3 protein-coding genes are annotated in these 14,659 nt (G+C 44.7%); all 3 read left to right on the top strand.

The window, feature by feature from the left end:
• Positions 1 to 2 precede the first annotated feature (2 nt).
• Genes C6W18_RS15575 through C6W18_RS15565 form a run of 3 tightly spaced genes read left to right on the top strand, consistent with a single transcriptional unit; the run spans position 3 to position 14,638 of the window.
• The gene (locus C6W18_RS15575) at positions 3 to 7,235 is read left to right on the top strand and encodes a type I polyketide synthase (RefSeq protein WP_105928162.1); all 7,233 of its coding nucleotides are present in this window, start codon (positions 3 to 5) and stop codon (positions 7,233 to 7,235) included.
• On the top strand, positions 7,228 to 13,638 hold the full coding sequence (locus tag C6W18_RS15570; RefSeq protein ID WP_105928161.1) for a type I polyketide synthase: 6,411 nt from the start codon (positions 7,228 to 7,230) through the stop codon (positions 13,636 to 13,638). Before C6W18_RS15575 ends, C6W18_RS15570 begins: the two co-directional genes overlap by 8 nt.
• On the top strand, positions 13,631 to 14,638 hold the full coding sequence (locus C6W18_RS15565; RefSeq protein WP_105928160.1) for a phosphotransferase enzyme family protein: 1,008 nt from the start codon (positions 13,631 to 13,633) through the stop codon (positions 14,636 to 14,638). The genes C6W18_RS15570 and C6W18_RS15565 overlap by 8 nt, the downstream gene beginning before the upstream one ends.
• The last annotated feature ends 21 nt before the right edge of the window (positions 14,639 to 14,659 follow it).

Below are 14,659 nucleotides of genomic sequence, written 5' to 3'. Positions count from 1 at the left end.
GTATGTCTGATCAAGAGCAATGGACCGAATCTGGACTTGAAATTGCAGTAGTAGGATTAGCAGGTACGTTTCCCGGAGCACCGGATGTCCAAACGTTTTGGGAAAATGTATCGCAAGGAAAGGAATCCGTTACGTTTTTCACTGATGAGGAATTAAAGGCAGCGGGTGTAGATGAAGCGCTGCTAAAGCATCCTGATTATGTGAAGGCCAAGCCATATTTACAAGATGCGGCATCATTTGATGCTGACTTCTTTGGCTATACTCCGCGAGAGGCTTCGATCATGGATCCGCAAATTCGATTGATGCATGAATGTACATGGCATGCGTTAGAAGACGCTGGCTATGATCCGGAGCAATACGATGGGTTAATTGGCCTTTATGCTGGCGCATCTAGCAATCTATCGTGGATGGGGCAGCATATGTCGTCACTTGGAAAGAACGAAGATGTGTTTCAAATCATGCATCTCAATGACCCGTCCTTCGCTTCTCGGGTTGCCTATAAATTAAATCTAAAAGGTCCAAGCGTATCCGTCCAAACGGCTTGCTCCACGTCGCTTGTTGCTATCCATATGGCATGCCAAGGATTAATCGGTGGAGAATGTGATCTTGCGTTAGCTGGCGGTGTCACACTCCATCAGCCGCAGATCACAGGGTATCAATACCAAGAAGGAATGATTTATTCTCCCGATGGCCATTGCCGACCATTTGATGAGAAAGCAAAAGGGACCATTTTTGGAGAAGGTGCAGGCGTTGTGGCGCTAAAACGATTAAAAGATGCGATAGAAGACGGAGATTTTATTTATGCCGTCGTGAAAGGGTCTGCAACGAACAATGATGGAAGCAATAAAGTCGGCTATACGGCTCCAAGTGTCAGTGGTCAGGCAAGCGTCATTGAATCTGCTTTAGAAATGGCTGAGACAGAACCAGAGACGATTTCTTATATCGAAGCACATGGAACGGGTACGCCAGTTGGGGATCCGATAGAGATTGAAGCGCTCACTCGTGCTTTTCAAACAGATCAACAAGGCTTTTGCCGGATTGGATCAGTCAAAGCCAATATCGGTCATTTAGATGCCGCAAGCGGCGTGGCTGGGTTTATCAAAACAGTCATGATGCTGCATCATCGTCAATTTGTTCCAATGCCGCACTTTGATAAGCCGAATCACCGTATTCCATTTGATCAAACCCCATTTTATGTTGGGACGGATAAAGAAGAGTGGAAGGCGTCTCATTTGCCAAGGAGAGCTGGGATCAGCGCCTTTGGCATAGGTGGTGCAAATGCCCATGTCATCTTAGAAGAGGCAAAGCCGAGAAAAGCAAACAGCTCGGCCTCGTCAAAAGAATTAATCGTTCTGTCAGCCAGATCAAAGCATGACATGAAGAGTATGACAAAAAACCTGAAGGAATATGTTTCCTCACATCATGAACTCTCACTTGGTCAAGCAGCTTACACCTTACAAAGTGGAAGAAGAGCCTTCCAATACCGAAAAACGTTTGTCTGCTCAACGCGCGATGAATTACTGGAGAAACTGCAAGTTCTAAATGAAGATCCATTTGGCAGAGAAAGTGCTCTTTTCAAACGGATGAGCATGAGGTTGACTGGCTATCATGAGACAGGCTTACGTGAGTACATCAAGCTGTATGAGAAAGATCATTCCTTCAAGACAGAAGTGGATCGGTCAGTGAGTCTCGTCCAATCCGTGTTACCTATAAAAAAAGACGAGCTATTCCATTCAAAACAAAGCGGTCAAGCAGAAGTGGCTATGCTGATCATGACATCGGCTTTTGCCTATCAGCTGAAGGCACTCGGAATTGAACCAGACGTATGGATTGGAGAAGGAAGCGGGGTGTGGACAGCTTTATGTGCAGCAGGCGGTCTTGAGCTGACAGAAGCGGCATCCATTGTGTATCACCTTCATGACACTCAAACGGTGGATCAATGGCTTTCTACTCTGCATCAAAAAACACTGCATCAGCCTGTTTACATTCAACAGACGGGTGAGGAACTGACCACTTTCCAACCATCGTCTGCAAAGCGTTTCCTTGATAAGAACCAGACTGTAAAGTCATTCTTGAATGAGCAGGAATCAACAGCCTTGATCATCGATCTTTCAATGAAACAAGGCATGGTAGTTGAAAAAGGAGCAGAAAAAACAGCCGAACCACTTGATGGAGACATTCTTCAAATCGCAGGTGTTCTTTGGGAAATGGGGGTCGACTTAGCTTTTCCTTTAACAGAGGAGAAGAACAGGCAGCGTATTCCGCTCCCTGGATATCCATTTCATAAAAAAGACTTCTCTGCACAAACAAAACCGGTGGCAGCCATTGAACCGCAAAAACCACAAGAGGAAAAGCGTGTATTTACATCGCTCGCTTCTTTACAAAAAGACATTCATGACATTGTTCAAACTCATTTTGGGTTTGATCAAATAGACGATGAATCACCATTTTTTGAATTTGGTGCGACATCTCTTGATATATCCCAGCTTGCAGCGAAAATATCTGAGCGAATGGATCAAAAAATAGACACCGTTCAATTGTATCGTTTTGCCACAGTGGCAAGCCTTTCTGAATATTTGTTTGAAGAACAGACAGAACGTGAACAAACACCTGCTTCTCTCCCAGCAAAGATCGCCTCACCTGAATATACAGATATTGCAATTGTCGGAATGGCAGGAAGGTTCCCAGGGACGTCGTCGCTAGAAGACTTTTGGCAGCGTCTTGTGAATGGCGAGGAAATGATTCACTTTTTCACAGAAGAAGAGCTCAAGAAAGCAGGGCTGGATGCGTCTGTTTATCAGCATCCGAATTTTATCGGAGCAAAAGGCCGTTTACAAGATATCGAGGGCTTTGATGCAGACTTCTTCAACTATTCTGCTAGAGAGGCAGAGCTGATGGATCCGCAGTTCAGACTTTTGCATGAATGTGCTTGGGAGGCGCTGGAGGATGCTGGCTGTGACCCTGACAGAATGGCTGGGAAAATTGGCGTTTATACAGGAACAAGCCCAAATCATGAATGGCTGACGCGCTTTGCACATCAAATGGAAGCAACAGAGCAATTCAGTGCGATGCTGTTAAATGATCGTGAGTTCTTTAGTACGCAGCTTTCTTATAAATTGAATTTACACGGACCTAGTGTGACCATGCAGACAGCTTGTTCGACCTCACTTGTCAATATTGGCATGGCCTGTCAAGCATTATTGAATCAAGAATGTGATGCAGCGCTTGCTGGTGGTGTGACGGTCAGCTCTCCAGAAAATATCGGCTATATCTATCAAGATGGGATGATTCAATCAAAAGATGGGCATTGCCGTCCGTTTGACCAAGAGGCGAGCGGAACCATTTTCGGAGATGGAGCGGGGATTGTTCTGTTAAAACGTTACGAAGATGCCATCAGAGACGGCAACCCGATTCATGCTGTTATCAAAGGGGTTGGAGTGAACAATGATGGCAACCGAAAAGCTGGCTTTACCGCACCGAGTGTGGAAGGACAGGCAGAGGTTCTAAAAGAAACGTATGAAAAATCAGGTATAGATCCAGCTTCCATCGGTTATTTAGAAGCGCATGGAACGGGGACAAAAATGGGTGATCCAATCGAGGTATCTGCCCTTTGCCAAGTGTTTAAAGGAACAGAGCCGCTGACTATTCCAATCGGTTCTGTCAAAAGTAACGTCGGACACTTAAATAGTGCGGCAGGGATTGCAGGTCTGTTTAAAGCCATTTTGGCTATACAACATAAAACGATCCCGCCGACCATTCATTATGAGTCACCAAATGAGGATATTCCTTTCAAAGATACACCGTTTTATGTGAATCAAAAGGCGCTCTACTGGAAGGAATCAGATGAGCCGAGAAGAGCGGGGGTCAGTTCTTTCGGTATCGGCGGAACGAACGCCCATATGATCATAGAAGAAGGAATACTGGCGAAGCAGAAGCCAGCTTCTAAGCAAAACCAGCTGCTTGTCCTATCTGCAAAAACGGATACTGCTTTAGCGGCAATGACGGATCAATTAAAGCAATATGTGACACAGCATCCTCAAGTTCCGCTTGAAGATATTGCTTATACATTGCGCTATGGTAGAAAGCAATTTCCGTACCGAAAAGCCATCGTGCTCTCGTCTGCTGATGAATGGCTGCAACAAAAACAACTTGAAACCAGTGTGTTCCGAAGCAAAAAATGGCGTAAAGCTACATTTATGTTCTCGGGTCAAGGCGCTCAATATGCTGGCATGATGCGCGGATTATACGAAGCAGAGCCAGTGTTTAAATGGGAAGTAGACAGATGCTTCAAATATGTAATGGAAACAGAACAAGTTGATTTAAAGGCCATTGTTTTTTCAGAGGATGAAACAAACCAAGACATCACAAAAACGTCAAATGCACAGCCGCTTCTCTTCATATTTGAGTATGCATTAGCGAAATTACTGCAGCATAGCGGCATTGAGCCGGAATCGATGATTGGACACAGTATTGGTGAATACGTTGCCGCTTGCTTGTCAGGTGTCTTCTCACTGGAGTCTGCATTAACACTCGTTATGGCAAGAGGCAGATTGATGCAAGGCATGGAAAAAGGCGCCATGCTTAGTGTGCAATTACCGGAGGCAGAGCTTGCCTCGATGATCGATGAATCGCTTTCCATTGCTGCTGTCAATGCAAAAGACCTTTGTGTTGTCTCTGGGAAGGAAGAGCATATTACCGCCTTTGAAAAGAAGCTGCAAGACAAAGGGATTGTCACAAGACAGCTTCATACTTCCCATGCCTTTCATTCGTACATGATGGAACCGATGCTGGAGGCATTTCATCAATTCGTAGAGCAGGTGGAATTGCATGAGCCGACAATTCCGTTCATCTCCAATGTGACAGGCACTTGGGCGACAAGTGAAGAGGTAAAGACAGCATCTTATTGGACAAATCACCTTCGTGGAACCGTTCATTTTCATGATGGCTTGTCTCAGCTATTCACCGATGAAGTACGAGCTCTCATTGAGGTAGGACCTGGAAATAGCATGACGGCATTAGCGAAACGTCATGAAAACAAAGAGCCTCATCATGATGTGCTGAATATGGTGAGACATGCAAGGGAGCAAGCGGATGATCATGCGTATTTCTTAAAACGAATAGGTGAGCTATGGGCAGGCGGCTACGAGGTCAAGACGCAGCCAAGTCCAACTCAAGAGGAGCGTCAGCTTGTCTCTCTGCCAACCTATCCATTCGAGCGTAAACGATATTGGATTGAAGCAGGAAAGCCCGCTTCTCCGCAGCTATTAGTTCCAAAGGAAACGAAGAAGAAAGAGATGGGAGAATGGTTCTATCTGCCTTCTTGGGAGCAGCAGCCGCTAGATCCAGTTTTCGAAAAAGAAACAGAAGAACAAACATGGCTCATTTTCAGGGAACAGGATGCCTTTCATGAACTGTTTATACAATCTTTCAATCAACAAGGAATCAAGGCCATTTCTGTCACAAAGGGTGAAGCTTACCAAGAGAAAGGTCAATCGTTTACGATCAACCCGGCAGAAGGCCAGCATTATCGAAACATGCTAGATTCATTGTCTAATAGAGGTGTCAATATCACTCGTATTCTGCATTTATGGGAAGCTGCGAAAGAAGATGACATCGCGAGTCGTCAAAACGCTTTTCAGGCGCACATTGAAAAAGGCTATTACAGTTTAATTTTCTTATCTCAAACCATTGCGGCACAAAAAAATATTCGAGAATGCCGTCTGTTTACTGTCACTAGCGGGATTCAGCCAGTCACAGGGCATGAGACGATTTGTGCAGAGAAAAGTGCAATGCTTGGACCGTGTAAAGTCATTTCACAGGAATACCACCATATCAAATGCTGGAATATCGATGTGGAAGACGTGCCAGACGTGATGTCTTGGAAGGAACAAGCACTTGTCGATCTCATTGTGCAGGAAATCATGCAGCCTGGAAAGGATCAGCTTGTGGCGTATCGCAATCGTCAACGCTGGGTGCAGAGCTACAAACGTATGCCACTGCAAAAAGAAGAGGGCCTTCCGAAGATGATCAGACCAAATGGCGTGTATCTCATCACGGGCGGTTTAGGAGGCATCGGTTTTGTCCTATCAAAGATGCTGGCGAAAGAAGGAAATGTGCATCTTTATTTAACAGGAAGAACAGCATTGCCGCCAAGAGACGAATGGGCGTCATATGCTCATCAAGAAAATGCGGATGAAGCGCAGCGTACGAGAATTGAGAAAGTACTCGAGCTCGAACGATTAGGTGCAACAGTTGAAGCGGTGCAGGCGAATGCGGGAGAGCTTGATCAAATGAAGCATGTATTTGAGACCATTCATAAAAAACATGGCGGCGTTCATGGTGTGTTCCATGCGGCAGGATTACCAGGGAGTACATCCTTCCGAGCGATCAAAGATATACCTTCTACACTTGCGCAGGGAGAGGATCAATTCCAATCAAAGGTGAAAGGGCTCGATGTGCTAGAGCAGTTGCTAGCTCAAGAGCAAGCGGATTTTTGTCTCCTCTTTTCATCCATTAGTGCATTGCTTGGGGGCTTAGGATTCTCTGCTTACTCAGCGGCTAACTTATATATGGATGCATTTGCAGCTAGACTCAATCAAAATAGTCAAACCCCATGGATGTGTGTGAACTGGGATGCGTGGAATTTCTGGGGTGAGCTAGAATCGACCATTGGTGAATCGATTAATGAGCTTGCGATTTTACCAGAAGAGGGTGCTGAGCTGTTCCAATATGTTCTTTCTAATCGACAGAATCGTCACATGCTCGTGTCCACAGGAAATCTTGATGAACGGATAGATCAATGGCTGTCACTAGAGTCGAAGGTTGCAGAGAGTGAGGATTCATATGAGGTGTCTAAGCACGAAAGGCCAGAGCTGAGCAATCCGTATGTGGCTCCTCGAAATGAAACTGAAAAAGCGATCTGTCAAGTGTGGCAGGACTTTATGGGCATGGAACAAGTGGGCATTCACGACAACTTCTTTGATCTTGGCGCAAGTTCGTTAGATATCGTTCAGGTCACCAACCGATTAAATCAGGCACTTCAAACAAATGAAGCGGTTGTTACCTTGTTTACGTACCCATCTGTCGCAGAGCTTGCGAAATATATTAAGCCTTCTGATGAATCGAAGGAAGAATCGATGGAAGAAGAACTAGCCGTCGTCACATCAGGTGATCGAAGAGCTCGTTTTAAACAGCAACGGAATAAAAGATTGAGAGGCGGAATCGAGAATGAATGATACAACGAATCACTATCATGGCGCAGAAATTGCTGTTATCGGTCTTGCAGGTCGTTTTCCAGGTGCCAAAAACGTAGAAGAATACTGGGAGAATCTGAAAAAGGGGAAGGAAGCAATCTCCTTTTTTACAGAGGAAGAATTACGGCGTGAAGGTACAGATGAAGCCTTATTGAAAAACCCCCGGTTTGTGAAAGCGAAAGGGATGCTTGATGACGTTGATTTATTTGATGCGGATTTCTTTGACTATACACCAAAGGAAGCGGCTATGATGGACCCGCAGTTCAGACTGTTTCATGAATGTGTTTGGACGGCGCTTGAGGATGCTGGGTACGATCCGTTTGAATATAAAGGTCAAATTGGCCTCTATACAGGTGCAGGAATCAATACAGAATGGGTCATGAGAGCTCTTCAAGGGGCGGCTCAGGGTGAGGACTCGAAAACACTGGAAGCCGCTGTTCTCAATATGCGTGACTATTTGGCGACGATGATTTCGTATAAATTAAATCTGAAGGGACCGAGTATGGTGGTGCAAACCGCCTGCTCGACCTCTATGGTGTCGATTCACTTAGCTGTTCAGGCTTTATTAAGCGGAGACTGTCATATGGCTGTTGCAGGCGGCGTGTCTATTCGTCTGCCGCAAAAATCGGGCTATCTCTATCAAGAAGGCATGATCCATTCATCTGACGGACATTGCCGCGTCTTTGATAACAAAGCCGATGGAACCGTTTTTGGTGATGGTGCAGGAGCCGTTATTTTAAAAAATTTAGAGGATGCCATTGAAGACGGTGATCACATCTATGCTGTCATTAAAGGGTCATCCATTAATAATGACGGAAATAGAAAAGTAGGATATACAGCGCCGAGTACGAAAGGTCAAGTATCAGCCATTAAGACAGCACTTCGAATGGCAGAGGTCGAACCTGAAAGTATTTCTTACATTGAAGCACATGGAACTGGAACAACGCTCGGAGACCCGATCGAAATTGAAGCACTCAAGCAAGCATTTGATACAGATAAAAAAGGCTTTTGCCGCATTGGTTCTGTCAAATCGAATGTTGGTCATTTGAATGATGCATCAGGTGTCGCGGGCTTTATTAAAACCGTTTTAAGCTTAAAGCATCAAGTGATTCCGCCGACGATTCATTTTGAAACGCCGAATGAAAAAATTGAATTTGCCAATTCGCCTTTCGTTGTGAACACAGACTTGACGCCATGGGGTGAGCAGGCAACTCCTCGCCGGGCAGGTGTAAGCTCATTTGGGATTGGTGGAACAAACGCCCATGTCATTTTAGAAGAAGCACCGAATACAAGTGTAGCACCAGATAACACAGATGACAGTGAACTTCTTTTATTATCTGCAAAAACACCAGCAGCCCTTGAGAAAATGACGGACCGCCTTGCCGACTATTTACTTCAGCATCAGCAGCATGTCCGTTTAGCGGATATCGCCTATACGCTCCAAACAGGACGCCATCATTTCCCGCATAAGCGTGTGATTCTTGGAAGTGACATAGCTGACATGTTACAGGCGCTGAATCAAAGGTCAAAAGAGGTAGTCAAGACGGCCAGTTCTCAAACATCGAGCCGGCCTGTCGTCTTTCTTTTCCCGGGCCAAGGATCTCAGTATGTGGAAATGGGGCGTCAGCTTTATGATAAGTATCCAGTCTTTAAGGAAGCGTTGGATCAATGCTTGGATCAATTCAAACAGCATGTTTCAGTTGACCCATTCACCATTTTATTTTCAACAGAAGCAAGTGATGACCGTCAGCTGATCAACCAAACAGAATATACGCAGCCGCTCCTGTTTAGTATTGAATATGCTTTGGCTAAATTGTTGATTCATTTTGGGATAAAGCCGCAGGCGATGATCGGTCACAGTATCGGAGAATACACAGCTGCTGCTGTGTCTGGTTTACTATCTGTAGAAGATGCGATAGATCTCGTGTCTTATCGTGGACAACTCATTAGCCAGCTTCCGAAAGGCTCTATGCTGAGTGTTCCGTTGAGTGAACAGAAGGTGCTGCCATATTTGACAGACGATCTTTCACTCGCAGCAGTAAATGGTCCTGAGTTATGTGTGGTGTCAGGTGAGACAGCAGCCATTGATGCACTCGCTGAGAAGCTAGAGGCTGCTGGACATGGGTGTAGAAAGCTTCACACCTCCCATGCCTTCCATTCCAAAATGATGGATGCCATCCTGCCATCATTCAAAGAAAAATTAGCAGAGTATCGACTGAATGCACCATCTATCCCGTATATTTCTAACGTCACGGGTACGTGGATTGAAAATGAGACAGTACAAGATCCAGCATACTGGGCTGATCACTTGCGACAAGCGGTCCGTTTCCGTGACGGGGCAGAGACATTATTAACGGAGCTTGATCCAATTTTCATTGAAGTCGGACCAGGGAATACGTTAAGTGCCTTTATTCGCCAAGCCTCTAAGGAACACCATCAGCAACCGATTCCATTGATGCGTCACCCGAAAGAAGAGGCAGCAGACGATCGCTATTTGTTGAGTAGACTGGGTGACATCTGGCTTCAAGGAGTGCCGGTTGACTGGACAAAATTAAGACAACACAAATCAATTCAAAAAGTATCTTTGCCAACCTATCCGTTTGAACGACAAAGATACTGGATCGAAAAGGTAGATACATCAGCACTCTCTTCGTCTTCAGGTGTGCAAATGGTGGTGCCTAAGGAAAACAAGGGACAAGAAATAGAAGAAAACAATCAAGGCCAAGCCGCTGCAGCGAGTGATATTGAAGCAACATTACAGCGGATGTGGAAAGACATTTTAGGAATCGAAAAGGTGGAAAAGGACGATCATTTCTTTGAGCTTGGCGGACATTCATTAAATGCGACCGGCCTCATTTCTCAAATTCACAAAGAATTTGGTGTAGAGCTAACGCTCACAGATATGTTCAACAATCCGACGATTGAAAAGCTCCAAGCATTCATTGAAAAGGCAGAGAAGCATCAATATTTCAAAATTGAACCGGTGGAACAGAAAGACACGTATCCATTATCTGCCGCTCAAAGACGGACGTTCCTTATTCATCAGCGTATTGGTCAAGTGACCTCGTACAACATGCCAATGGCACTGAGATGTAAAGGTGAAATCGACGTCGATCGATTTGAGCAGACCTTCAAGCAATTAATTGATCGTCATGAAACCTTGCGAACGACCTTTGAATTAAAAGATGGAGAACCCGTTCAGCGGGTCCATGATGAATTCCAGTTTGCTGTTGAAATGACAGAGGCTAAGGAAGAGGAATTAGACGCACAAATCGATGAATTCATTCGCCCATTTGACTTAAAGGCTGCACCATTGATCCGTGTGCGTTTTGTGAAAATCGCAGCAGATGACCATCTCTTATTAGTCGATATGCATAATATTGTGGCTGATGGTGCGAGCATGAACATCTTTATTAAAGAATTTACTGAGCTTTATCGCGGGGAAGCCTTACCTGAACTTACTGTTCAATATAAGGATTATGCAGAATGGCAGGACAAGTATTTCCGCAGCGAGATGTTTCAAAAGCAACAGGATTATTGGAAGGAGCAAGTTGGCTCAAACGTTCCAACCTTAACGATGCCATATGATTTTGAACGGAAGGAACAATCCTTCTTAGGAAGAGCGATCAAATTTAACATTGAACCGCACATCGTCGAAAAAATTGAACAGCTCGCTGAACGATATCAGCTGACAAACAATGTCATCTTGTTCCAGCTATATGGCCTGCTGCTCTCACGCTATGCCGATCAGGAGGAGCTGATTGTCGGTTCACTTGTTGCTGGCAGACGTCACGCCGATATTGAACATACAATTGGCATGTTTACGAACTTCCTGCCAATTAAACTAGACATGGTACAAGAGGCTTCCTTTACTGAGCAATTGGCTCAAACAAAGCAAGTCCTGCTTGATGCATATGATCATCAAGAATATCCATTTGACCAAATGGTCGAGCATCTGAATCCAAAAACAAGACCGCATCGCAATCCATTTTTTGATACGATGCTCATTTATCATAATGAGTACGATCCGAATATTAAAATTGAAGCTGATGGACTGACCTTTGAAACGCATGAGTTTGCTAAGGGAATTTCCAAGCTCGATATGAAAATGGATGTTGTCAGAGAGGTAACAGGAGAGTTAAAGTGTGTTCTTCAATACAATCTTGCTCTGTTTGAACATGAGACGATGCAAGCTTTCGTGAAACACTTCCAGCACTTGGTCGAACAGGCTGTTCAAGCACCTGATCAATTGCTTAAAGATTTCGCCGTACTTTCAGAGGAAGAAGAACGAGCGGCAAAAGAGAAAAGAGAACGTGCAGAGAAAAAAGCACCACTTGTGCTGACAGTCAGCTCAACGTTTACGGCAGATCCAATCGCTCCGTACATTCATTACTGGACCAAGCAGTTTGATGTGCAACTCGATGTTCAATTTGCACCGTATGGGCAGGTCTATCAGGAATTATTAAATGAACGTAGCCTCATCTCACAGAAGAAAAATGGAGCCAATCTTCTACTCGTTCGTTTGGAGGATATCACGGGTCCAGCGCATCTATCACATGAAGAAAAGAAAAAGCTGGCCTCAGAACATGCAGAAGAACTCGCAAACGTTCTGAAATTAAAAACGAAACATAACCTATATTTTGTTGGCATTTTGCCGATGAATGCTGCTCTTAAAGACACCCTGCAAGACGTGGAACAAGAGTGGATCGCCCAGTTATCTGAGATGAGCGGCGTTCAGCTGATCGACTGCCGTCAGCTTGCTCAGCAATATCAGATTGAAGAGTTGTTTGACGAACAAGGAGAGCAAGCCGCGCATCTCCCATTCACTGAAGCCTTTTTTGGAGCAATTGGTACAAAAGTCGCGAGAGAGATTGTTGCATGGCAAGTTGCACCATTTAAAGTAGCGGCCATTGACTGCGATCATACACTTTGGAGAGGTGTCGTTTCAGAAGACTGCGTGGAAGGCATCGACATCACGAAAGAACATCAAACGCTCCAGCGCTTTTTAAAACAAAAGAAACAAGAGGGGATGCTGCTTGTTCTAAGTAGCAGGAACAATGAAGAAGATGTGTGGCGTGTGTTTGAAAACCATCCGGATATGATTTTGCAAAAAGAGGATATTGTCGACTGGCGGATCAATTGGGAAAGTAAACCGGTCCATCTAAAAGAGATGGCAGATTCACTGAACCTTTCATTATCTCAGTTTATTTTCTTAGATGATGACCCAGCACAGTGCTTGCGTATGAATGAAGAGCTACCTGAAGTGATGACACTGCTGTTACCTGCCAATGAAAAAGCCATTCCGTTATTTGCCGAGCATGCTTGGGCATTTGACCGCTATAATGTTACAGATGAGGATAGAGAGCGGACAACGAGCTACAAGGCTGAAAAAGCACGTCAAAAAGAGCAAGCAGAGTCGCCATCAATGGAGCAATTTTTACAAGATTTGAATTTGAACATGAGCGTAACAGAATGGGGAGAGCAGCACCTTGCCCGCGTGGCTCAGATGAGCAGTCGCATTAACCAATTCCGTTTAAATGATCAGCGCTTTGATGAACAGCAGCTGAGAGAGCGGATGGAGAATGAGCATGTTCAAGGCTGGATCATTGAGGCAGCGGATCGCTTCAGTCATGAAGGGATTGTAGGCGCCATCTTGGCACATCATGCGAATGAAACTTTGAAAATTGATGCATGGATGCTGAGCTGCCGCGCTCTAGGGAAAGGCATTGAGCAAAAATGTCTGACATGGCTCGCTGAATACAGTCATCAGCACCAACTTTCGATCATTGAATTTACGTATGCATCTACTGGACGTAATCAGCTATTTAAGTCATTTATGGAAGAGCATCAGGTGCAGGAGATTGAGGGGCAGCAAACATATCGAATAAAAGTGGAAGAAATCGGTTCATTAAGTGATCACATTCAAATCGTCAATCAGCTGTCATCTCGTCAGCACTCGGCTGGAGAAATAGAGGGTCACACGATGGAGGCAGCAAGTCATCCCGCTTCTGAAGCTTATACATGGGAAACGGTTCAAACAGATCAAACATTGCACAGCGGCTATGTGAAAGCTCTAAAGGTGCATGACGAAGAAGGTCTACGTTCATTATTAAAGACGGAACATACGCAGGATGGTGGACTTTACGCACAGCCAACCAATGAACGAGAGGCGTTACTTTTAGACATTTGGTGTGACATTCTTCATGTGGAAAAAGTAGGAATTGACAACGACTTTTTCGATTTAGGAGGAAATTCTTTACTTGCTGTCAAAATGGAAGTAGAGATTGAAAAGAAGGGTTGGTATGTTGATGATTTGAATTTTGCTGAAAAACACACCATTCGCGAATTAGCAAAATATATGAAGAGGGAGAATCAGCATGCATAAAGATGTAAAAGCCATATATGAAGAATCGAAAATTTTAGATGAGGCAACTCATTTATACGGGGTCCAGCGAAGTGACATCCACTTTATCGCAGATGCAGAAAACTATGTGTATGAAATGAAAAAGGACGGAGAGTCTTTCATTTTAAAAATTACTCATACCATCCGCAGATCACCTGATTATATTTTAGGTGAAATGGAATGGCTGCATCACTTAGCGAAGGGCGGTCTTTCGGTTGCGAAACCAATTGCTTCATTAAATGGCCGTGATATCGAGCAAGTAGACGATGGGCAAGGCGGTGCATTTTTGCTTCGAGTCTATGAAAAAGCACCAGGCCGAAAAGTTGAAGAGGCAGACTGGAACGATGAATTATTTTATGCCCTTGGACAATATACAGGCCGCATGCATAAGCTGACAAAAAGCTATCAGCTGTCAGACCCACGTTATAAAAGACAAGAGTGGGATGAAGAGGAGCAGCTTAAGCTACGAAAATATGTACCAGCAGATCAAACGCTTGTGTTCGAACAAGCGGATCGGTTAATGGAAAAGCTGGCAAAGCTCCCGAAAAATCAGGATACGTACGGATTGGTTCATGCGGATTTGCATCATGGAAACTTCCACTGGGATCAAGGGAAAATCACAACCTTTGATTTCGATGATATTGGGTACAACTGGTTTATGAACGACATCAGCATTTTGCTATACAATGTCTTGTGGTACCCAGTGATTCCATACGAAGACAAAGCTGCTTTTGCAGGGAACTTTATGAAGCATTTCCTTAAAGGCTATCGTGAAGAGAATGAACTTGGGGATGAGTGGCTCGCCTACATTCCTGACTTCCTTCGCTTACGTCACATGCTGATCTATGGTTTGCTGCATCAAGCCTTTGATTTGGCCACCCTCGGAGAAGAAGAGAAGGCTATGCTCGCTGGCTTCCGCTCCGATATTGAGCAAGCAGCACCTATTACGACGTTTGACTTTACAAAGCTAAGTCAATCTTAAAACGAACATCCCCGCCTAGTG

The organism is Bacillus sp. LLTC93 (assembly GCF_002993125.1).
GTDB lineage: Bacteria > Bacillota > Bacilli > Bacillales > Bacillaceae > Bacillus > Bacillus zhangzhouensis.
The sequence above is the reverse complement of the archived record's forward strand: the minus strand, read 5'-3'. Positions and strand labels throughout refer to the sequence as shown.

What these genes read in the sequence shown, in the direction of transcription:
- C6W18_RS15575 (WP_105928162.1), top strand. Translation starts at nt 3, where the DNA reads ATGTCTGATCAAGAGCAATGGACCGAATCTGGACTTGAAATTGCAGTA.
- C6W18_RS15570 (WP_105928161.1), top strand. Translation starts at nt 7,228, where the DNA reads ATGAATGATACAACGAATCACTATCATGGCGCAGAAATTGCTGTTATC.
- C6W18_RS15565 (WP_105928160.1), top strand. Translation starts at nt 13,631, where the DNA reads ATGCATAAAGATGTAAAAGCCATATATGAAGAATCGAAAATTTTAGAT.